The 21,453-nt window shown below is 38.0% G+C and carries 20 protein-coding genes; 8 read left to right on the top strand and 12 right to left on the bottom strand.

Annotation, left to right across the window (positions count from 1 at the left end):
- Window positions 1-78: 78 nt before the first annotated feature.
- Window positions 79-1,443, bottom strand: a complete 1,365-nt coding sequence (gene trhP, locus COMX_RS01460; protein ID WP_034336221.1) for a prephenate-dependent tRNA uridine(34) hydroxylase TrhP — start codon at window positions 1,441-1,443, stop codon at window positions 79-81.
- A gap of 81 nt (window positions 1,444-1,524) precedes the next feature.
- Complete coding sequence (locus COMX_RS01455) at window positions 1,525-2,430, bottom strand: LysR family transcriptional regulator (protein ID WP_034336219.1); 906 nt, start codon at window positions 2,428-2,430, stop codon at window positions 1,525-1,527.
- Window positions 2,431-2,580: 150 nt separating this feature from the next.
- On the opposite strand from COMX_RS01455, the gene COMX_RS01450 reads away from it, so the two are divergent.
- Window positions 2,581-3,771, top strand: coding sequence for an MFS transporter (locus COMX_RS01450; protein ID WP_051461770.1), 1,191 nt, complete (start codon window positions 2,581-2,583; stop codon window positions 3,769-3,771).
- An 85-nt stretch (window positions 3,772-3,856) separates the two neighbouring features.
- On the opposite strand, the gene gltX is transcribed toward COMX_RS01450, so the two are convergent.
- From gltX to COMX_RS01430, 4 genes are all read right to left on the bottom strand, one after another.
- The gene (gene gltX, locus COMX_RS01445) at window positions 3,857-5,191 is read right to left on the bottom strand and encodes a glutamate--tRNA ligase (RefSeq protein WP_034336217.1); all 1,335 of its coding nucleotides are present in this window, start codon (window positions 5,189-5,191) and stop codon (window positions 3,857-3,859) included.
- Window positions 5,192-5,235: 44 nt separating this feature from the next.
- Window positions 5,236-5,628, bottom strand: a complete 393-nt coding sequence (locus COMX_RS01440) for a hypothetical protein (RefSeq protein ID WP_034336214.1) — start codon at window positions 5,626-5,628, stop codon at window positions 5,236-5,238.
- 35 nt (window positions 5,629-5,663) lie between these two features.
- A complete protein-coding gene (locus COMX_RS01435) occupies window positions 5,664-6,791 on the bottom strand; it encodes a beta/alpha barrel domain-containing protein (protein ID WP_235176796.1) in 1,128 nt (375 codons plus the stop codon).
- 105 nt (window positions 6,792-6,896) lie between these two features.
- Window positions 6,897-8,297 carry a class II 3-deoxy-7-phosphoheptulonate synthase gene (locus COMX_RS01430; protein WP_034336209.1) on the bottom strand — a complete coding sequence of 467 codons (1,401 nt, stop codon included), beginning with the start codon at window positions 8,295-8,297 and terminating at the stop codon, window positions 6,897-6,899.
- Window positions 8,298-8,739: 442 nt separating this feature from the next.
- Here COMX_RS01430 and COMX_RS01425 point away from each other — a divergent pair, with 442 nt between their 5' ends.
- From COMX_RS01425 to COMX_RS01415, 3 genes are read left to right on the top strand one after another with little or no spacing between them, the layout of a single operon-like run.
- Window positions 8,740-9,561 (top strand): MetQ/NlpA family ABC transporter substrate-binding protein, encoded by an 822-nt coding sequence (locus tag COMX_RS01425; RefSeq protein WP_034336207.1) that lies wholly within the window; start codon window positions 8,740-8,742, stop codon window positions 9,559-9,561.
- Window positions 9,562-9,590: 29 nt separating this feature from the next.
- Complete coding sequence (locus COMX_RS01420) at window positions 9,591-10,646, top strand: methionine ABC transporter ATP-binding protein (protein WP_034336205.1); 1,056 nt, start codon at window positions 9,591-9,593, stop codon at window positions 10,644-10,646.
- Window positions 10,647-10,686: 40 nt separating this feature from the next.
- The gene (locus tag COMX_RS01415) at window positions 10,687-11,340 is read left to right on the top strand and encodes a methionine ABC transporter permease (protein WP_034338645.1); all 654 of its coding nucleotides are present in this window, start codon (window positions 10,687-10,689) and stop codon (window positions 11,338-11,340) included.
- Between the two features lie 154 nt (window positions 11,341-11,494).
- Here COMX_RS01415 and COMX_RS01410 read toward each other — a convergent pair whose 3' ends face one another.
- Window positions 11,495-11,755, bottom strand: a complete 261-nt coding sequence (locus COMX_RS01410; RefSeq protein ID WP_152534137.1) for a hypothetical protein — start codon at window positions 11,753-11,755, stop codon at window positions 11,495-11,497.
- A 357-nt stretch (window positions 11,756-12,112) separates the two neighbouring features.
- Here COMX_RS01410 and COMX_RS01405 point away from each other — a divergent pair, with 357 nt between their 5' ends.
- Complete coding sequence (locus tag COMX_RS01405) at window positions 12,113-12,523, top strand: hypothetical protein (RefSeq protein WP_051461769.1); 411 nt, start codon at window positions 12,113-12,115, stop codon at window positions 12,521-12,523.
- A gap of 4 nt (window positions 12,524-12,527) precedes the next feature.
- On the opposite strand, the gene gorA is transcribed toward COMX_RS01405, so the two are convergent.
- Window positions 12,528-13,925 carry a glutathione-disulfide reductase gene (gorA, locus tag COMX_RS01400; RefSeq protein ID WP_034336200.1) on the bottom strand — a complete coding sequence of 466 codons (1,398 nt, stop codon included), beginning with the start codon at window positions 13,923-13,925 and terminating at the stop codon, window positions 12,528-12,530.
- Window positions 13,926-13,928: 3 nt separating this feature from the next.
- A complete protein-coding gene (locus COMX_RS01395) occupies window positions 13,929-14,759 on the bottom strand; it encodes a ferredoxin--NADP reductase (protein WP_034336197.1) in 831 nt (276 codons plus the stop codon).
- A 328-nt stretch (window positions 14,760-15,087) separates the two neighbouring features.
- On the opposite strand from COMX_RS01395, the gene COMX_RS01390 reads away from it, so the two are divergent.
- Window positions 15,088-17,415: a helicase-related protein gene (locus COMX_RS01390; RefSeq protein WP_034336194.1), complete on the top strand. Its 2,328-nt coding sequence runs from the start codon at window positions 15,088-15,090 to the stop codon at window positions 17,413-17,415.
- 18 nt (window positions 17,416-17,433) lie between these two features.
- On the opposite strand, the gene COMX_RS10535 is transcribed toward COMX_RS01390, so the two are convergent.
- From COMX_RS10535 to COMX_RS01375, 3 genes are all read right to left on the bottom strand, one after another.
- On the bottom strand, window positions 17,434-18,372 hold the full coding sequence (locus COMX_RS10535; RefSeq protein ID WP_051461768.1) for a hypothetical protein: 939 nt from the start codon (window positions 18,370-18,372) through the stop codon (window positions 17,434-17,436).
- Between the two features lie 72 nt (window positions 18,373-18,444).
- A complete protein-coding gene (ubiM, locus tag COMX_RS01380; protein ID WP_084051484.1) occupies window positions 18,445-19,650 on the bottom strand; it encodes a 5-demethoxyubiquinol-8 5-hydroxylase UbiM in 1,206 nt (401 codons plus the stop codon).
- Between the two features lie 49 nt (window positions 19,651-19,699).
- A complete protein-coding gene (locus COMX_RS01375; protein WP_034336191.1) occupies window positions 19,700-20,287 on the bottom strand; it encodes a nitroreductase family protein in 588 nt (195 codons plus the stop codon).
- Between the two features lie 213 nt (window positions 20,288-20,500).
- Between COMX_RS01375 and hisB the strand changes: the two genes are divergently transcribed.
- Together hisB and COMX_RS01365 are read left to right on the top strand one after the other, a co-directional pair.
- Window positions 20,501-21,097 carry an imidazoleglycerol-phosphate dehydratase HisB gene (gene hisB / locus COMX_RS01370; RefSeq protein WP_034336188.1) on the top strand — a complete coding sequence of 199 codons (597 nt, stop codon included), beginning with the start codon at window positions 20,501-20,503 and terminating at the stop codon, window positions 21,095-21,097.
- Window positions 21,094-21,450, top strand: coding sequence for a hypothetical protein (locus COMX_RS01365; RefSeq protein WP_034336185.1), 357 nt, complete (start codon window positions 21,094-21,096; stop codon window positions 21,448-21,450). The genes hisB and COMX_RS01365 overlap by 4 nt, the downstream gene beginning before the upstream one ends.
- Window positions 21,451-21,453: the final 3 nt, after the last annotated feature.

The raw sequence follows: 21,453 nt of genomic DNA, 5'->3' as shown, positions 1-21,453 counted from the left end.
TTCTCAAGCAGCTTTTATATAAAAAAACTGGCTTTATTTACAAAAGCCAGCTTTTTTAATTAATTTAAGAAAACTCTATTACTCACCGCCTAAATACCGCATCAATAACGCATATTCCAGCTGCACATCGTCTGCAATCGGAATATATACCGTATGACTATTTCCTGGTGCAACTGTAGCGGCTTCACCTTTGGTATTTTCCATTTTTTCAAGGGTAAAGCTAATATTCCCTTTTGGCGTCATCATTTCCAAACGATCACCAACCTCAAAACGATTTTTTACGGTAACTTCCGCCAAACCATTTTGACGTTGTCCTGTGAATTCACCTACAAATTGTTGTTTAATGGAAACCGAAGACCCTGTTTCATAGTTTTGGTAATCATTATGTTTATGACGTTGCAAGAACCCTTCTGTATAACCACGATGTGCCAAAGATTCCAAGGTGCTTAACAAGCTGGTATCAAAAGGACGACCTGCAACCGCATCATCCATCGCTTTACGATAAACTTGAGCAGTACGAGCAACATAATAATGAGATTTTGTCCGCCCCTCAATTTTCAAAGAGTAAACCCCAATATTCACCAAACGCTCTACATGTTGAATAGCACGCAAATCTTTGGAGTTCATGATATACGTGCCATGCTCATCTTCAAACGCAGTCATTTCTTCTTCTGGTCGGGTACCTTCACGTAGAACAAACACTTTATCAGTCGATGGTCCCTCACCTAATGTAGGCTGCACCTCTTCCTTGTCATTACAACATCCACCAGATTGCTCTTGTTTTTTACTAACAATCTCACCAACTTCATTTTCAGTGCCTTCTTCAACGCCATATTGCCAACGGCAAGCATTCGTGCATGTCCCTTGGTTCGCATCACGATGATTAATATACCCAGACAATAAGCAGCGTCCAGAATATGCCATACATAAAGCACCGTGAACAAACACTTCCAGCTCAATATCAGGCACATTTTGATGAATTTCCTCGATTTCTTTGATCGATAATTCACGAGACAAAATAACCCGTGTTAATCCCATTTGTCGCCAGAACTTAACCGTTGCCCAATTCACAGCATTCGCTTGCACAGATAAATGCACTGCCATCTCTGGGAATGCTTCACGCACCATCATGATTAATCCTGGGTCGGACATAATCAATGCATCTGGTCCCATTGCTACAACAGGTTCTAAATCTTTGATGAACGTTTTTAATTTGGCATTATGGGGGGCAATATTCACCACCACATAAAAACATTTTCCTTGAGCATGAGCTTCATCAATGCCAATTTTAAGGTTCTCATGATTAAACTCATTATTTCGAACTCTGAGGCTATATCGAGGCTGTCCTGCGTAAACTGCATCTGCCCCATAGGCAAACGCATAACGCATGGATTTTAATGTCCCCGCAGGGCTTAAAAGTTCAACTTTCAAAGGATTTGACATGTATTAACAACTGTTTTTAATATAAAGGAAAAGATCTTTTAACAAATTATATATGTATTTAAAATGTTTTTATAAAGAAGTTTATTGAAAATGATATGTTTTTATTAACTTTAATAAAGCCTGTAATGCCTTAGGCAATTGACGGCGATTAGAATAGTAAAGGTAAAAAGCCTCGCCCATCGATCCCCATTCAGGCAAAACCCTAACTAAACTCCCCTCTGCTAATTGATCTGCAATCCTGTTTTCAAGATTATAGCAAATACCCCCATGACGTTGTGCAATTTCAATAGACAAAATTGTTTCATTCACAATCATCGTCCAATCCGTTGACAACACATATTTTTCTTTTCCCTTTTCTAACTCCCAATGATAGATTTTTCCATTTCCCATTCTGGTTCCTATACATTTATGATAATGCAAATCATCTGGTTTTTCTAATTCAGGAGCGTGTTTTAAATAATCTGGAGATGCAGCCATAATCCAATTCAATGGCTTACATAAACGCAACGCAATCATATCCTCTGGTACAATATCACCATACCGAATCCCTGCATCGAACCCATCCTTAACAATATCTATGACGGTATCTTGCACGGCGATCTCTAACCTTACCTCTGGATATTTTTCTGTATATTTTGCCAATATAGGTGCCAAAACAAGGCGTGCAGCATCACTTAAAACATTAATCTTTAATAATCCTGTGGGATGCTCTCTATATCGATTAAGTGCCTCTAATCCAGCTTCAATAGTATCAAATCCCATTATAACTGATTGTAATAACTCTTGTCCTGCTGAGGTTATTTTAATGCTGCGATTAGTACGATGAAACAAACGAACGCCTTGACGTTCTTCTAAATTACGCATGGAACGACTTAAAGCTGAAGGGGAAATATCTAACTGATCCGCAGCTTTGCGGAAACCTCCTGCCTCTACAATCACGCGAAAGAAATTTAAATCTCCAAGATCACTCCGTGTTAATTGAGACATAACCGACACCATGCATTGAACGTTCACTTTAAGTGCACATTGTGTACAATTTTAGTTCATTGTAAAGAGTAATTTCATTCGTTATCTTATAAAGAACAGCGCGCTCTATTTAATTTTCATAAAATATTTTAATTAAAAAGAGTGAACAATATGGATATAACAGCGGTCATCAATAAAAATGATAAAGCCAAAATATGGACTGCACACTTTATTCTAGCATTAGGTGGATTATTTATTGGCACAGGTGAGTTTGCTGCAATGGGCTTGTTACCAAACATTGCACAAACATTTCATATAAATATACCTACGGCTGGATATTTAATCAGTATTTATGCATGTGGTGTTATTGTTGGCTCTCCGCTACTGGCAATTATTGGGGCCAATATGGAGCGCAAAAAATTGCTCTGTATTTTGATTATTCTTGTTATCATTGGAAATGGTACATCCGCGTTGGCATCAAATTTTACTATAGAAGCCATTGCACGATTTATATCAGGATTACCCCATGGTGCCTATTATGGAACTGCAGGACTGGTTGCTGCAAATTTAGTCCCGCCCCATCAACGTACACAAGCCATAGGACGTGTTATGCTAGGATTGGCGGCGGCTAATCTTGTGGGTGTTCCTTTGGTCACGTGGATGGGGCAATTGTGGGGATGGCAATCTACATTTTATTTAATTAGTTTTGGTGGATTACTCTTACTATTTTTATTCCCATTCACAATACCAACCATCCAACCCAATCATAATATTTCCCCCTTACAAGAAATATCTGCTTTGAATTCAAAACAAGTATGGTTGACCTTAGCAACGGCTGCTATTGGTTTTGGTGGGATGTTTGCTGTTTATAGCTATATTACCCCCACATTATTATATGTTACCCATCAAACAGAATTACAGGTTCCAATTTTTCTAGCTCTATGGGGCATGGGAATGGTCATCGGCAATATTATTGGTGCATGGATGGCAGATAAATCTTTAATCAAAACAATCATTGGCTTGTTAATTTGGAATGCTGTTTTTCTCGCTTTATTCTCTTTTATTGCACATTCACCTTTGTTGGTTTTGATATGTTTACTTTTAATCGGCACGGGATTTGCATTAGTTCCCGCTTTGCAAGCAAGCTTAATGGATCTCGCACCCAAAGCACAAATATTAGCCTCGGCAATGAATCATTCCGCTTTTAATCTTGCCAATGCTATTGGTGCTTGGGCAGGAGGAGTTGTTATTTCAATCGGTTTGGGATGGTCTTCTATTGGAATTGTAGGATCAGCACTTGCTATATGTGGATTAGTCATTTTTATGTTTTCTATAATGATACTTAAGAAAAGTAATAACTAAAATAAATACTAACAATTTATACAATAAAAAAAGAGCTAGGTTACTCCCCTAGCTCTTTTTACTTTAACTTAATGAGCAATCACAATTAACGCGAAACTGCTTCTTGCAAGCGACGAACAACACGTTCGCGTCCCATGATCGGTAATAACCCTTTCATTTCTGGACCTTTTTCTTCGCGTGTTAATGCCATTCTTAATGGATGAAACAATGTTTTTCCTTTACGGCCACTAACTTCTTTTAACTTAGCCGTCCATTGTCCCCATGTTTCTTCTGTCCAAGGATCTTCTGGTAAAGAATCAAGTGCTTGTTGTAGATATTCTTTATCTTCCTCTGCGGCTTCAGGAATAATATCTTCATGTACCAAATCCCACCAATATCTTGCTTCACTTAACAACTCAAGATTAGGGCGAACAACATTCCAGAATTCTTCTGTAATAGAAGAAGGAAGACGATCTTTGACCTCAGCAAATTCCATATTATGCAAACATTTTTTATTTAAAATGAGCATTTGTTGAATATCAAAACGTGCTGGTGAACGTGAATAAGTTGATAAATCATAATCTTTTGCCAATTCATCAACAGATAAAAGTTGCGGATCACGTGATGTACCTAAACGTGCAAGATAAGAAACTATTGCTTTAGCCTCCAACCCATCTTCGCGTAACTCTTTAAGAGAAACACTTCCTAGACGTTTTGAAAGTTTCCCACCATCAGCATCCATTAACAAAGGTAAATGTGCAAAATTAATGGTGTTAGGTTTGCCTATTAATGCCTCAATCAAATCAATTTGGACACCAGTATTGGTAACATGATCTTCACCACGAATAATATGGGTAATATCCGTTTCCAAATCATCAACAACAGATGCCAATGTGTATAAAACAGTACCATCCGCTTTGATCATAATCGGATCAGAAATAGAAGTTAGCTTAACACGACATTGCCCCATAACCAAATCATCCCATCTGATTTCACGACCCGAAAGTTTAAAGCGCCAATGTGGCACTTTTCCATTAGCTTCAGCTGCTTCGCGCTGTTCAGGGGTTAATCTTAACATCGCACGATCATATAAAGGGGGTTTATTTTGGCGACGGCGTAACTCACGTTTAAAATCCAATTCCTCTTTGGTTTCAAAGCAAGGATATAAACGTCCAGATTCTTTTAACCGTTCAATCGCCATCGCATACCGATCCATACGATCGGATTGTTTCATATATTCATCCCAAGAAAAACCAAACCATTCCAATGCTTTGTGAATTTCACGAACATATTCCTCTTTGGAACGTTCAACATCCGTATCATCAATACGTAGCATAAACTTGCCGCCATGACGGCGAGCAAACAAAGCATTGGCAACAGCCAAACGAGCATTCCCTACATGCATTAAACCAGTAGGACTTGGGGCAAAACGTAATTTCATCTTCAAAACTTATCGCTATTTAAATTATCTTTAAAACTCAGGGGTTATTCTTTATCATCTTCGGGAAATTCATCCTCGTCAACTAAACGGCGAGGATCCAATGAACGCCAATCACATTCCATGGGTGTCGATTTATTTTCAACAAAAGACATAATCTCATCAGAGGAATTCCATATCTCGTCCTCTTTATTCATTACTTTAACATCTTCACCAAATGCAGACCAAGCATCAAAAATCTCTTGATTAGTGCCGCCAGGAATACGACAACGTTCAACGCTTGCGCGAACATAGGCGTGGGCAAAAACAACTGCGTGCTCTTCATTGTAAAAACCATCAATAATTTCTACAACTTTATCCTCATGGTCACTGGAAAGGTCAAAAACATGAATAGTATATTCACCTTTTACATCACTCTCTTCATTTTTTTGACTATCCAAAAACCAATCTCCTATCAAGCTTTTTATTCTTCAAACTATTCTATTCCAGAAACATATTGACGTGCAAAATTAACTAAGAATTCACGTCCTTTTTTAACCAAAGACTGTCCATTATACGCAATAATATCAGCAGTTGCATAGGTTTCATTCCAAAGATTAGGAATAAATGATCCCGTACCAATACAATCAACAGGAGCCTTCGCCTCTGCAATCATACGACACTTAGTCACATCGAACCCAGAAGAGGCAATCAACTTGACTTTACCAAATCCTGCCTCGTTTAATCGTTCACGCATCCACCAAATGGCTGCTGCTGAAACACCAGTCCCCGTTAAGTGCGTTAATTCTTTTTCTGAACAATAACGTTGAAGCGTTTCAGGGGCATGACGCATAATTAAAGAGTATGATGTTTGTCGATTTAACCCTTCTAAAAACCGACCACCATGCGTATCTAAACGCAACATAATTTTACCTTGTGCAGCCAACTCAGGGAAACGTTGGCAAACTGATATTCCGTCAGTTACTTCTTTACCAAAAAAATCAACCAAAACCCCTAATGTTTGGTCTGGAAATTGTTCGTGAAACATTTCAGCTGCACGAACTGTTGATCCTGCATACCCCACTAAAGCATGTGGCATCGTACCAAAACCACTCTCTAAACCAAACAATTTAGCTGTATTAGCACTGGCTGTACCTATAAACCCTTTTGACCCACTCTTTTTTTGTGCAGCTTGCGTACCAACCCAAGCCGCATATTCGACCATCTCTTGCATTTCATAGCCTGCACAATGACGTGCCCCCATAGCTATAAAATCAGTTTCTGGCAGCGTCTGCACCATTTGAAATGCATTACAAGCTGCAACACAACAAGAACCCAATTTTTGTAATAAAATAGTTTCCAAAACAGCAAGCTGTTCAAAAGACCCTTTTAAATACAAAATCGGCTGCCCAGCGCCTACCCATTCCCCTTCTGGAAAAGCCACATAATAAGTCGCATTGATATTTTCTTGTTCAAAGAGTCTATCTAACCACTGTAATGCTAAACGTGGTGCTGATAAAACTGGACGACGTAGGAATACAGCATAAACAACTTCTTTGTCCCCATAATGCTGGACGATATGTTGTGTCCTATTAAAATAAGCATCTGTGCGTGCAGCCACCATATCAAGATCACTTGGTTGCTGAACAGCAACCAAGCCTTTAAATACCGCGTCTCGTTCTTGGTTATTATCTTTAACAGTCATACAACGCTCTTTCTAAAGCCTACATTATTTACTTTTATTTGCCGCAAAGTGACGTTGAGCCAATTCTTCAGCAACTAAAAAGGCCATTTCCAAAGATTGTTCTGCATTTAAACGTGGATCACAAAATGTTTGGTAACGTTGTCCCAAATCAGCCTCTGTTAAATGATGAGCACCACCAATACATTCTGTTACATTGGCACCAGTCATTTCAACATGAATACCACCAGGAATAGCCCCCTCGGATGCCATCACATCGAAAAATCCCATAAGTTCTGATAAAATCTCATCAAACGGACGTGTTTTTGTACCATCACTGGTAGAGATCGTATTACCATGCATTGGATCACTTAACCAAGTTACAATTTTACCAGAAGCTTTTACAGCTTTAACAAAAGGAGGAAGCAGTTCTTTGATTTTACTTGCACCCATTCGAGCAATCAACGAAATTCGCCCAGGTTCATTCTCAGGATTTAAAATATCCAATAATTTCAACAAATCATCAATATTTGCACTTGGACCCACTTTGATCCCAATTGGGTTTTTAATCCCACGTAAAAACTCTACATGTGCCCCATTAGGTTGACGTGTTCTATCGCCAATCCACAGAAAATGTGCTGAACAATCATACCATTCACCCGACGTTGAATCTATTCTGGTTAAAGCTTGCTCATAAGGCAATAATAACGCTTCGTGAGAAGTGTAAAAATCTGTTTCTTTGATCTGAGGAGTATTATCCCCAGTCAAACCACATGCGCGCATAAATGCTAATGTTTCATCAATTTTTTCTGATAAAACACTGTAACGTTGTGCCAAAGGAGAGCGCTCAACGAAATCCAAATTCCAACGATGCACCTCATGTAAATTTGCATATCCGCCATTTGCAAAAGCACGAACCAAGTTAAGGGTGCCTGCTGATTGAAAATAAGCAAGCTCCATTCTTTTAGGATCTGGAATCCTGGATTCTGCGGTAAAGTCAATGCCATTAATAATGTCACCACGATAAGACATATGGCTGATATCACCTTTGGTTTCATTATCTGAAGAACGTGGTTTTGCAAACTGTCCCGCAATTCGTCCAATTTTAACTACTGGAACTTTGGCACCATAAGTTAAAACGATCGCCATTTGTAAAATTACACGAAATACATCACGAATAATATCTGCTGTAAATTCCTCAAATATTTCTGCGCATGGACCACCTTGTAAAACGAAAGCTTGGCCTTGTGATGCCAAGGCTAACTGTCTCTTTAATTGGCGTGTTTCACCAGCAAACACCAAAGGAGGATATCCTTTTAATTTTTCCTCTGTACTCATCAATGCAGATTGATCAGGATATTCAGGAACATGTTTAATTGGAAAAGAACGCCAACTATCTGGCTTCCAAGAAGAATGTTTTGCTCCAGAATTCGAAGAAGTATCGCTCATCGGATAGATCCTAATCAAAATAAAAAGTAATAAATTCAAAATAACGCTTTATTTAATAGATACAATTAAAATTGTAACTTGATATAGCCTTAAATAGTGTATCGTATTTTTAAATTTTTCCTATAGCAAAATATATATTTTCCTTAAAAATTTTAAAATATACCTTCAAGATCTTCCTTTGATTAACCAACAAAGTTAAAAATCTAATTTTATTATTATTTTTAATATAATTATACGAATTATCCGTAATTAAGTTTTTACACACAATGGAACAATTATACCTCTGACCAAATAAAATTTTTTTTTAACTATCATGTAAAAAGCTATAATCTGTATAAGTTGTAGTTTAACTATTGTTTTTTTTAAATTTTACTATAGATATTAAAAATCAAATTTAAAATCAAACTGATCATTTTCACTTGCATCACAAGGGTTATTGCTTATGTTTTCCGCTTTGTCTCGTCGAGCTATACTCGCAGGTTCTGTTGCTTTTGCACTTTGCTCTTTTACAGCACTTCAGGTAAAAGCAGCTGATTCTCAGGAAAAAACCATTAAAGTTGGTGTTGTTTCTGGCCCCGAAGAAGACTTGGCCGTTGTTGCTAAGAATGTTGCCAAAACAAAAGGGCTTAACGTTCAGCTGGTAAATTTTGACGATTATAATTTACCGAATGAAGCTTTGGTTGGCAAAGATATTGAAGCAAATGCATTTCAACATATTCCCTTTATGGATGCTCAGGTCAAAGCTCGTGGATATAAATTGGCGGTTATTGGTAAAACATGGGTTGAACCTCTAGGGTTTTATTCTCATAAGATTAAAACGATTAAAGATCTAGCTGATGGTGCAAAAATCGGTATTCCAAATGACCCATCCAATCAAGGGCGTGCCTTAAACCTGTTGGTTAAACAAGGGTTGATTAAACTAAACAAGGATGCACCTGCTTTACCAAGCCTAGGTGATATTGCTGAGAACCCTCATCATTATAACTTTGTAGAACTTGATGCAGCCCAACTTGCAAGATCATTGGATGATGTTGACATGGCTGCTATTAATACAAACTATGTCATTTCTGCAAAAATTGATCCTAAGTCTGTTTTGTTACAAGAAGATCGTTTACATAACCCTTATGCCAACATTCTTGTTGTCAGAAAAGGTGATGAAAACAAGCCTGAAATGAAAGAATTGGTAGAAAGCTTTCAATCTGATGCCGTTAAAAAAGCAATGGAAGACAAATACCACGGAGCCATTTTACCGGCGTGGCAATAAAATTATTAGCATACTGACTTTTTAATAAAATGACCTTACCTTCTACGACCCCTCTTGATACTCCTGTTGTTGAATTCGAAGATGTTTGCCGCAACTTTGGTAATCATGTCGCATTATCCCACCTCTCCTTTTCTGTTAAAAAGGGAGAAATCATGGGAATTATTGGCCATTCAGGCGCAGGAAAGACAACCTTATTACGCTGTTTGGCTGGATTAGAGAGACCCGATACGGGTAAGGTCAAAATCGAAGGTAAGGATATTGCTAATCTTCCTCGTAAAGAGCTTTTGCCTTTACAACAAAGAATAGGTTTGGTTTTTCAACATTTTAATCTAATTAGCAATCAAACTGTTTTAAAAAACATTGCCCTTCCGCTGAAAATTGCAGGCATATCCAAAGAAAAACGTCTCAAAAAAGCTCAAGAGCTACTAAATCTTGTTGGACTGCCAGACAAAGCTGATAATTACCCTGCACAACTTTCAGGTGGACAAAAACAACGCGTTGGTATCGCTAGAGCTTTGGCAGCAGACCCTGCCCTTTTGCTTTGTGATGAAGCAACTTCTGCACTTGATCCAGAAACAACACGTTCTATCATTGATTTATTATTACAAATTAATAAACAACTAAATTTAACAATTGTATTAATTACACACGAGATGAGTGTTATCCGCCTGCTAGCAGACCAAGTGATTGTTTTACAAGGTGGAAAAATTATTGAAGAAGGTCCTGTAACCCACGTATTTTCCCATCCTAAAGCAGAAACTACCAAACAGTTGCTTACCGAAGAACAACCTTCATTACCTCAAAGTATTATCAGTCAATTACGCGATACTCCCCAAGCCAATGATTATGGCATTTTGCATGTCATTATGTTAGGTAACGTTGTTCGCAAACCTTTAATTGCTGACTTACAAAAAGAATATTCTATTTCTGCCTCTTTATTAGAGGGAAGTATTTCTCATATTCGAGAAACTCCGATTGGAACTTCATTCCTAGCCGTACGTGCAGAGGATTGTGATAAAACCATGAAAGCATTAACCTTAATGGGTGTCGAAAGCGTCGAAAGAGTTGGGTATGTCTCTTTTTAATATAGATCAAATTAACCAATATCTTAGTCATATCAGCAATATTTCTCCTTATCAGCTTGAACAGCTTTATAAAGCGATTTGGGAAACCACTGAGATGACTGTTGCCTGTGGGTTTTTAACCCTTGTTGGTGGTCTGCCTATTGCATTATTTTTAATTATCACTGCACCAGATGGTTTAAGGCCTTCCCCTATTCCCCACCGCATTGTGAGCGTAATTATCAATATCTTCAGGTCTATTCCCTTTATCATCTTACTCGTTGCTTTGATTCCTGTTACGCGTTTTCTCGTAGGAACTGCTATTGGTACCGAAGCTGCTATTGTCCCACTTGCTATCGCTACGATTCCATATTTTACACGCATCGCTGAAGTATCATTACGAGAAGTTAACCATGGGCTGATCGAAGCTGTCAAAGCTATGGGCGGCAGCCGTATCGCCATAATTAAAGAAGTTTTATTACCAGAAGCTCTGCCTGGATTAATTTCTGGTTTTACCGTTACCATTATTTTGATTGTTGGTATTTCTGCAATGGCAGGCACGATTGGTGCAGGTGGATTGGGACGATACGCAATTCAATATGGTTATCAACAATTTAGATCTGATATAATGGCTATTGTTATTGTTCTGTTGGTCATCATGATTTCTGCAATTCAGTGGGCTGGAGATTACTTAGCCAGCAAATTTAACCATCGATAAAATTCTAACTTATTGTTCCCAACATGAACATGCAAAATCAATCTAACCATAGTTTCCAGGTTATAAATTATAACGCTGACAAATAATCTCTTCAGTATTTAACTCTTTGAGCATACCTGTAAAAGTTGGTGCAACATAACCAATTCTCCACCATTCATTGATGATCAGTACCAAACGTATAAAAAGTTAACTCTAGATAATACAAAATATTTCCAAAACTGTTTGGTCGCAAATCAATCAACAAAGATACCTCTTGATCTCCCGATAAAGGGAGCAGCGATTTTGGTAATCTGGGGCCAGCCTCATGATTATATGGAGAGGTTTCATAATAAAATTTCGCAGCTACTATGATTGATTTTGCAGAATTTATTAATGCCCAAATCATACCAAGTTTTGTGCCTGTTACATACTCCACTTTAAAACATGAACATTTGTTTTTAGGTGTTGGCGCAACACATAGATACTCAAGCATAATTCAGTAAAAAATGTGGCCCACCATTTTCTCTACAACCAAGCATTATAAACGATCGAAGTGATTTCTTTCAGATCCATAATAATTTACTTACAAATAAATATCCAGCTCGTTCAGACTATTGTTCCACGCTAACTTTTATTTTTTTTCTCAAAGTAAAATTAATATAAATCTTCGAATAAGATCATGCCATAAATAAATCATTTTGAATCTATATTTTCTTTCAAATTATATATAAAATAGATTGTAACCATCATAGAATATACAGTTCTTACTGCTAAGAAATAAAAGGATACAAACATGCACTGGCTGAAACATAGCTTATATGGGCTATTCCTAATCACCCCTTTATTTATAACTAATAGTTATGGACAAGAGATGAATGTGAACTCTAACAGTGCCACATTACCAGGTCTTTCAGGGCAATCTGCCAATATACATACACAGACCCCTGCGGATAAAGGATCTGGTGGAGGTGAACATATTACCGTTCGTGGACGTAGGGCACCACCTCCTGGATATACATATGCACCATCTATGGATATGACCAAAGGCCCAGATCCAGAGCATCAACGAGCTCTTTCTGAAAATAAAGACGCAGTTAGTGGGGCTAACCTATCTCGCTATGGAACTGCATACAGAGAAAGCGGTCCTATGGGCAGTGGAAAACTTGGGGATTCAACAGGTAATGGTTGGTTAACCCCAAGATAAGTGATTATTGTTTTTGGCTAGTTCTTGTTACTTGTCTTAAAGTAACAAGTTCTTCAGCTGAGGATGGATGAATACCAATTGTCTGATCAAAATCGGCTTTTGTCAGCCCTGCAGCAATTGCCACGGCAAAACCTTGCATAATTTCTGGGGCATCGTCGCCCAACATATGCAGACCAACAACTAATTGAGTTCTTTTATCAACGATCATCTTGATAAAGGTTTTGATTTTACGCTCTGTAAATACATACTTCATCGCAGTAAACTGAGAAACATATATTTCTACTTCACCCTTTTTTACAGCTTCCTCTTCGGACAAACCTACACTAGCCAAAGGTGGATAAAAGAAAACGGCTTTTGGGGTAGAATCATAGGCTGCTTTTCTGCTGTAACCAGCGAACAAGCGATCTGCCAAAGCATGACCTTGTGCAATCGCAACTGGCGTCAAATTGATTTTATCAATAACATCCCCAATTGCATAAATATTAGGGGAAGAAGTAACAAAATTATCATCTACAATAACTTGCTTTTTATCAGTAATTTCTACACCTGCATGGTCCAAAGCTAATCCACTAATGTTCGGATGACGTCCTGTCGCAAAAAATACACAATTGGTCTCAATGACATCACCGTCATCTAAATGAAGCTTATACGTATCACCATTTTTTTCAACTTTTACAGGATTTTTGCCTGTATGCTGCATGATATTTGGGCGCACAGCAATAGCATCATACAAGGCCTGGCGCATATCTTGATCAAATCCACGCAAAGGCACAGGTTGACGATAAATCAAATCAACTTGAGATCCCAAACCTGCAAAAATACCAGCAAATTCTATCCCTATATAACCTGAACCAATAATAGAAATTCTTTGAGGACGTTCTTTGAGATAAAATGCTTGATCAGAAACAATCCCATGTTCTTTACCTTCTATATCCAAAAGGCTTGGGGATGAACCCGTAGCAATCACAATATGTTTTGCCGTGATGTCTAACGCCCCTTGAGTTACATCCTCGGAAAGAACGCTTTGGGCAATATTAATTGTATGCGCATCCTTAAAAGAAGCAGCACCTTTAAAAATAGTAACTCCAGCCTTTTGTAACATAGACACATATATTCCATTTAAACGATGGATTTCTTTGTCTTTTGCCTCAATAAGCTGTTGCCAATGATGCTGCCCTTTTTTCGTATCCCATCCATATCCATGACTATCTTCAACCAAATCGCCATAAGTGCTGGCATACATCATCAGTTTTTTGGGAACACAGCCAATATTTACACAAGTTCCGCCCCAATGTTGTTTTTCAATGATGGCAACTTTTGCTCCATGTCCAGCAGCAATTCGTGCACAACGAACGCCACCAGAACCCGCACCGATTACGATAAGGTCAAAGTCATATGTCATAGATTATTGCTCCGCAAATGCTTTTTCGATTACGAAAGATCCAGGTGAGTTTCCATTCCCCTCGGTAAAACCGCGATTTTCAAGGATCGTTTTAATTTCTGCCAACATTTCTGGTGAACCACAGATCATTGCACGATCCAACTCTGGATCCATCACTGGTAAATTTGTATCCGAAAATAATTTTTCATTATTAATCAAGGTTGTAATACGATCACGAACAGGGAAATCTTCACGTGTAACCGTTGGGTAATAAATTAACTTTTTAGAAATATCTTCACCAAGGAATTCATGGTTTGGTAATTCTTTTGTAATATAATCACGATAAGCCAACTCACCCACAGTACGTACACCATGAGTTAAAATCACATTCTCAAAATTTTCATAAACCTCTGGGTCACGAATGAGGCTCATAAATGGAGCAAGCCCAGTGCCTGTAGAGAAAAAGTATAAATTACGACCAGGTTTTAAATTAGATAGAACCAATGTTCCTGTCGGTTTACGTCCAATTAGAACCGTGTCTCCAACTTGCATGTGACATAAACGAGAGGTTAATGGGCCATCTGGAACCTTAATAGACAAAAACTCTAATTCTTCTTCATAATTTGCACTGGCAACACTGTAAGCACGCAACAAAGGCTTGCCGTTAACTTCGATCCCAATCATACAAAATTGTCCATTTTCAAAGCGCAAGCTGGATGTACGAGTGCATTTAAAAGAAAATAAACGGTCTGTCCAATGATGAACACTCAGCACTTTTTCAGCATTTAAATGGCTATATTCTTTGGTTGGGTCTGTTAGACGAAAAGAATCATCAATAACGATTGGTTCAGACATTATAAAGGGATCTCCTGATTAATTAACCTAAATTATTGCGTAAATAAAAATTATTCACATTTAAAAAGTATTTTTAACCCATTCCCAAGAAAAATTGAACAAATTTCAAAACCTAATTTAAAAAATTTTTATATTTACAAATTTATCACTACTCTTTTTTTAAATAATAGATCATATTATCCTTTAATATATTAAAAGTAACAAACCAAAAATCAATGTGTTATAAATATTCATTATAAACAATAAAAATTTTTTGAACTTGCAATATGTTATTTAATTAAACCTATATTGTATAGTTTATTTACTAATCCTTTATCTTTGGAAATCCATGAATTTATCTCCTGCTAAAATTGCTATAGACCAAGCATTACAAGAAACCTCACTTAGCCTGACACCGCAAGAAGAGCCCCGCTTATTAAAACTGGTTGCCAGGAACCTTCAGCCTGACACCAACCATATTACTGCGGCTACTTTTATAAAACTGCTTTGCATTATTCGCAGAAAAGAATGGGCTAAACGGTTAAACAGGCAGATTCAACAGGAAAATAAACCTTGGATACAATCAGAAGATATTGCTTGGGCTGTGTCATTTGTTCACGAACCTGAACCCAGTGAAGACGCATTACAATCTGCTTTACAACAAGCGTTGCACACCCGTTTGCGACAAAACGGTAAAAGTCCAATTGATTGTTTTCAAACATTATATACTGACTTAATAGACAGCGGTAAGCCTATTATCGGCACCAAAGCTCTGCGCTTAATGGCTCAAGATGTGGCAATAGCCTTTGGACTAGAATCCAATGATACAGAACAGTTCATTGAGGAAATTGTCTATCAAGAGCAAAAGCAACAACAAAAAGATCAAGAAATCCAACAAACGGCTCGTGATCGTAAAAGAGATGAGATCAAGAAACAAAAAGAATGGGAATCCAGCCTTGTTTCTTTTAAAGAGATCCCACCTTTGCTGCATTGCTCTCATAAAGAGGTTCTGCGTTGGATTGCAGAAAATAAGATCCCTGTTGCGCAAAAAATTAAAAAACACGGAAAAGAAATTTGGCGTTTTGATCCAAAAGAAATCAAAGCATTACGTTCACAAATTTCAAATTGGCGTGATGGCACCCCAGCAAAAGATAAAAAAAACGCCTATATTAATTTGGGCGATTTAAATATTAAAAACAAAGTCATCGCCAGTGTTGCCGCTATGGATCGTTATGCAGGCCACTTTGTAACAGCACGCAGTCTAAAACGTCGTATCACCATTGTCACCGGCCCTACCAATAGTGGAAAATCCTATACTGCCTTAAAAACAATGGCTGAAAGCGAAAGTGGAATTGCACTGGCACCTTTGCGTTTATTAGCTCATGAATTTAAAGAGGCTTTATCAGAAAGAAATATTGCAGCGTCTTTAAAGACTGGTGAAGAAAGACAACTAATTCCTAATAGTCGTTTCCTTGCGGCCACCGTTGAAATGTGCCCAATGGATAATCCTGTTGACGTAGCCCTAATTGACGAAGCACAAATGCTTACAGATCCAGACAGAGGAGCCGCGTGGACAGCAGCCATCATGGGTGTGCCTGCTAGGCACGTTTATGTATTGGGCTCACCTGAATGTATTCCTATTGTTAAAAATATTGCTAGGCTTTGTGATGATCCATGGGAAGAAATCTCTTTACAACGCAAAAGTGCTTTACAAACTGCCAGCTCTCCTATTGGGATAAATCGGTTACAGGCAGGAGATGCTTTAATCGCATTTTCCAGACGTGAAGTTTTAGATTTGCGTGCTATCCTAATGCAAAAAGGCCATAGTGTTGCTGTTATTTACGGTGCCTTAAGCCCAGAGGTTCGCAGGGCAGAAGCCAAACGCTTTAATGATGGTCAGGCAGATATATTAATTGCCACAGATGCAATTGGCATGGGATTAAACCTTTCAATTAAACGCATTATTTTCAGCACAATTTATAAATTTGATGGGACCAGCAGACGAATGTTAACGTCTCAAGAAGTCAAGCAAATTGGCGGGCGAGCTGGGCGTTATGGTAAGCATGAAACTGGCACTGTTGGATTATTAGCAGGCGCTGGTGATCCCGACTTTATTCGTCGTCAGTTAGAAGCTCCACCAGAAGAGCAAAAAGACCTACGCCCTTTGGTGCAACCAGACAGTGCGATTGTGCAGCTTATTGCTAATGAAATTAACTCTGATAGTTTATTTGGTGTTTTAACCAGGTTAAAACGTGCGGTATTGCGCTCTGATGATCCTAATTATCGACTTGCTCCGATGGAGGAAACATTTGCTATTGCCTCTGCTTTGGAAGGTGTGCAAGGATTAGAGTTAAGAGATCGTTGGACATATTCAGTCTGTCCCGTTGATGATCGCGATAATGGTATTCAACGTTTAATCCGATGGGCTGCTGATCATGCTTCTGGAAAAACCATTGCCGCACCCAGCACTGGAAAACTGCCCAGCCCCAGCAATGCGTCTCGGCAAGAGTTAGAACGTGCAGAAAAACGTCATAAACGTTTAGTTGCTTGGCGTTGGTTATCTTTGCGTTTTCCTGATATATATCCAGATTTGGAAGCTGCTGAAAAAACTACCAGAGAGCTTAATGATTGGATTGAATCTGTATTACGTCAACAACGGCGTAAGAATGAATTATAAAAGTAAAATAATGACAAACTATTGATACTGTAATTTCTGATCGTTCCAGTGATAAATTTTGCCATTATTATTACGAGATCCTTTTTGTGTATGTTTTATATCATAAAACCCTGTTGTTTGGTGCGGCAGAATGGATAAAACATACTCCTCTTCGCTGATATCATGATCTCGGGTTCCATCTTTATGCCAATCACCTGCAATGTTTTCAAAATGATACATATCCGCCTTCAGAACAGGGCGAAGCGTTCCTTGTAAAATAGCAAATAACGTCATTGCTTGAGTAGAATCATTTCCACCTGCATACCCTACCTCTGCCCCAAAACGTATACCAAAGGCAAGTATTTGTGAATTTAACTGATAATGAGCAAAATCTAAGCGCTGCAAATTGCCTACGACAACTTCACCGTTCCCATTTTTAAGGTTAAATGCACTCTTTTCCAGCGCATCTCCATTATCATCATCCACATAACCATTCTCATCCCCAACAACGGTCTCTATATAAGGTTGAGCTATTAATTTTAGCATTCCTGAACCATCATAATCAACAACAGCTATAACAATTTTACTTTTAGGATTTATATCATAAGAACAACTGTTTTTTTGATCTTTATCTAGTTCCTTTTGTGTTATTTTTGTTGAGCAAGCCACTACAATATAGCGGTCTTTCTGTCCAGGCCATGGCTTCACCCCTATAAGACTCCACCTTTCATCTTTACCCTGCGGATATATAATTTTGATAATATCTTGAGGCTTCAAAGCACTTTGCATAGACAAAAAATGACTACCAAACCCATCTGGAAATTTATCACCATTCATTTCTTGTGCAAAAACTGCTTTGCCCTCTTCGCTGTGAATCTGGGATGGTATTTGATCAATCGAATGAACAACTTTTGCTGAAACAGATAAGTTTATAGACAGTAAAAAAATAAAAGAGCCATATTTCAAAATATGCTTCATAACCCGATTGAACCATTCAACAATTGATCATTAGTAATTCAAAAATATATTAATATTAATATATTTTCAGCATTATTTCATAAAAGGCAATCGACCACCTTTTTCAATCAATTGATCAACAACTTTATTTTTAATAGGGTTTAACAGATTTGCAGCTTTCATTCCTGCCTGTCTTAACAACCACAACCCTTTCTCTTCGCGAGTATACAAAGTCGCAATTGTATTCGTAACCGTAAACATAGGTAAGGTTTTGGCTCTTAGACGGCGTTCATAGTTCCGCAATTGTCGAGCTGCTCCAATTTCTTCACCACGTTCGATCCCTGAAAAGACCTCTTCAGCCAACAGCTCTTGCGCCGTCATCGCAAAATTAAATCCATGTGCCGTAATTGGATGCATTCCAATAGCCGTATCCCCAACAAGGGCTGTATGACGGGTTTCAAAGCGATTAGCAAAAACCGTTTTTAAAGGATATACATGACGTGTTGAAACTGATTTTACTTTACCCAGGCGATTTTTTAATCTGGCATTAATATCTGCATTAAAAGCATCTTCATCCAAAGCACGAACACGATTCATTTCATCTGGTGGCAAAGATAAAACAACCGAAGAAATATTCCCATTTAATGGGAGTAAAGCAATCGTCTGTCCTTTGTCAAACCACTGCAATGCGACACCTTGATGAGGCTGTTCATGTTCAAATCGGGACACCATCATATGACGATGAAAATCATGTAAATGATAACCAATACCAAGGCTTTCTCTGGTTTTAGAAAAACGTCCATCTGCAACCACGGCTAATCTTGCTGTTAGTTGCTGACCTTTTAACTTTACCGTTACAAAATCTACGAAACAACTTAGTTTTTCACAGGTTTCTTGAGATAAAACTGTAATATTTTCTCGTTTTTGTACTACTTCGAATAATGCTTTGCGAATAGCAAAGTTAGGAACCAGATAACCCAAGGCATCTTCATCTTTACCTTTGGTATCAAAGATCAATGGATGATTTTCTTCACCATTTTCAACGCGAGCTTCTTGTATGAAAGAAATATCATTAGGCTCGATATGATCCCAAGCCCCCATCGCCTGCATAGCAGTAACAGTATGATGTGTGAGGGCTATTTCTCGTCCATCAAAAGATGGATTCTGCAATGCATGCAATGGCGCAGGATCAATTACAATCACTTTTAAGCCCAGAGCTTCTAGTGATAAGGCTGATGCTAAACCAGCGGGGCCACCGCCAATGACGATAACATCCTTCATATCTACTGATAACGGCATTTTATATTCTCCATTACTATGAATTCTATTTTAGGTAAATTTAAACGGGTTATTGATCAACTTTAAACTGTGCTGGCTTTCCATCCCATACCACTACATAGTCATCAACATTCAAACGAGGAGGTGTTTGTTCGGCGTCACAAAGTGTTCCTACAAATAAAAAACCAAGCATTCTATATGGTTCTGAAAATCCTATATGTTGAACCACGCCTTTATTATCAATAGGCCCTGTAATCCACTTTGCTGCAAAACCTAACGCATGCACTGCATTTAAAACATTCATCACCGCAGCAGAACTTGCCATCAATTGTTCATCTATTGAAACACTGGTCTTTTCGGTAATTTTACGCATACCCAAGGCAATGACCATAGGTGCGCAAGAAAAATTATGTTGGACTTTTTTAATATAAGATTCTGGATAATCATAACCTTGTTCTGTCATAGATTGTTCGACAGATTTCAACCATTCCGCACGTTTATTTTTGGGAATAACTACAAAACGCCAAGGACGCAAACGACCATGATCAGGGGCACACATCGCAGCAGATAATATTTGATGCAATTGCTGATCATCTGGTACTGGGTCTCTTAACGCAACGCTTGAAAAACGAGAAAGTAAGAAATCAATATTTGTCATTTGCTAATCCACTAGGCTGAATACAGAATATATAGAATAATTTTATAAGTTAACCATCCATATTGTTGGATAAAAATTTAAAATAGCTATAAAACTGGTAAAAAACGGTTTTTCTTATATTATTATATTTCTATAAGATTGTCTTTTCTTTTTCTGTGGCTTATATTTCGAACCGATACACCACCTCAATGATCATCTATGGATTACGATTTCATGACCCAACCTAGACAGAGCTCTATACACAGACGAACTTCGGAAACTGATATTCAATTAATCCTGAATATCGATGGTTCGGGTCGCTCTGAAATCAATACAGGAATTGGGTTTTTTGATCATATGTTGACTGCTTTAACCAAACACAGCTTGTTTGATTTAAATTTAACTGTCAAAGGTGATCTTCATATTGATGACCATCATAGTGTCGAAGATACTGGCATCGCATTGGGTCAAGCATTTCGCCAAGCAATAGGCGATAAAAAGGGTATTAGCCGCTTTGGACAAGCCTCTGTTCCTCTTGATGAAGCGTTAAGCGAAGTAATTATCGATATTTCTGGGCGCCCATATCTGGCATGGAACATTCCATTTCCTACACAAAAAATTGGGCGAATGGATACAGAGCTTTTTGAAGAGTTCTTTCGTGGCTTTGTCATGAGCTCACATATTAATTTACATGCAATTTTACATGCTGGTCGTAACTCTCATCATATTGCCGAAGCAACCTTTAAGGCCACAGCACGCGCTTTACGAAGTGCCAGTGAATTCGACATGCGTGCATTGAATAATATTCCATCAACCAAAGGTGTATTATGAAATTTTTTACCGTTTATACCAACCCACAACATCCCAAAACTGTTAAATTAGTACCAAATGGCTTTTCTTGGTTAGTGTTTGTTTTGGGGGCGATTGGCCTGTTTATTCAAAAAAGCTGGATCCATGGATTAATTATTTTCAGCCTATGTATTTCTATTCGTTTTTGGTTAAGCCCATCAATTGCCATTTTGATATTAATTCATTTCTTGCTTGCTTGTTTTGCGTATCAATTCCAAAGAGCCGAGCTAACCTTATCGGGATGGAAAATTAAAACCATCGTTGCTGGACGAAACAAAGAAGCAGCTCTATTAAGATTATGTGATCAATATCCAGATTTAAGCCAAAAGATATAATTA

This window comes from Commensalibacter papalotli (ex Servin-Garciduenas et al. 2014) (genome assembly GCF_000527695.1).
In the GTDB taxonomy this organism is placed as follows: domain Bacteria; phylum Pseudomonadota; class Alphaproteobacteria; order Acetobacterales; family Acetobacteraceae; genus Commensalibacter; species Commensalibacter papalotli.
This window is presented reverse-complemented; position numbering and strand designations above follow the sequence as displayed.

Excerpts from the sequence above, each read along its gene's own strand:
- trhP (WP_034336221.1), bottom strand. The coding sequence starts at position 1,443 with ATGTCAAATCCTTTGAAAGTTGAACTTTTAAGCCCTGCGGGGACATTA.
- COMX_RS01455 (WP_034336219.1), bottom strand. The coding sequence starts at position 2,430 with ATGTCTCAATTAACACGGAGTGATCTTGGAGATTTAAATTTCTTTCGC.
- COMX_RS01450 (WP_051461770.1), top strand. The coding sequence starts at position 2,581 with ATGGATATAACAGCGGTCATCAATAAAAATGATAAAGCCAAAATATGG.
- gltX (WP_034336217.1), bottom strand. The coding sequence starts at position 5,191 with ATGAAATTACGTTTTGCCCCAAGTCCTACTGGTTTAATGCATGTAGGG.
- COMX_RS01435 (WP_235176796.1), bottom strand. The coding sequence starts at position 6,791 with ATGGTGGCTGCACGCACAGATGCTTATTTTAATAGGACACAACATATC.
- COMX_RS01430 (WP_034336209.1), bottom strand. The coding sequence starts at position 8,297 with ATGAGCGATACTTCTTCGAATTCTGGAGCAAAACATTCTTCTTGGAAG.
- COMX_RS01425 (WP_034336207.1), top strand. The coding sequence starts at position 8,740 with ATGTTTTCCGCTTTGTCTCGTCGAGCTATACTCGCAGGTTCTGTTGCT.
- COMX_RS01420 (WP_034336205.1), top strand. The coding sequence starts at position 9,591 with ATGACCTTACCTTCTACGACCCCTCTTGATACTCCTGTTGTTGAATTC.
- COMX_RS01405 (WP_051461769.1), top strand. The coding sequence starts at position 12,113 with ATGCACTGGCTGAAACATAGCTTATATGGGCTATTCCTAATCACCCCT.
- gorA (WP_034336200.1), bottom strand. The coding sequence starts at position 13,925 with ATGACATATGACTTTGACCTTATCGTAATCGGTGCGGGTTCTGGTGGC.
- COMX_RS01395 (WP_034336197.1), bottom strand. The coding sequence starts at position 14,759 with ATGTCTGAACCAATCGTTATTGATGATTCTTTTCGTCTAACAGACCCA.
- COMX_RS01390 (WP_034336194.1), top strand. The coding sequence starts at position 15,088 with ATGAATTTATCTCCTGCTAAAATTGCTATAGACCAAGCATTACAAGAA.
- COMX_RS10535 (WP_051461768.1), bottom strand. The coding sequence starts at position 18,372 with ATGAAGCATATTTTGAAATATGGCTCTTTTATTTTTTTACTGTCTATA.
- ubiM (WP_084051484.1), bottom strand. The coding sequence starts at position 19,650 with ATGCCGTTATCAGTAGATATGAAGGATGTTATCGTCATTGGCGGTGGC.
- COMX_RS01375 (WP_034336191.1), bottom strand. The coding sequence starts at position 20,287 with ATGACAAATATTGATTTCTTACTTTCTCGTTTTTCAAGCGTTGCGTTA.
- hisB (WP_034336188.1), top strand. The coding sequence starts at position 20,501 with ATGACCCAACCTAGACAGAGCTCTATACACAGACGAACTTCGGAAACT.
- COMX_RS01365 (WP_034336185.1), top strand. The coding sequence starts at position 21,094 with ATGAAATTTTTTACCGTTTATACCAACCCACAACATCCCAAAACTGTT.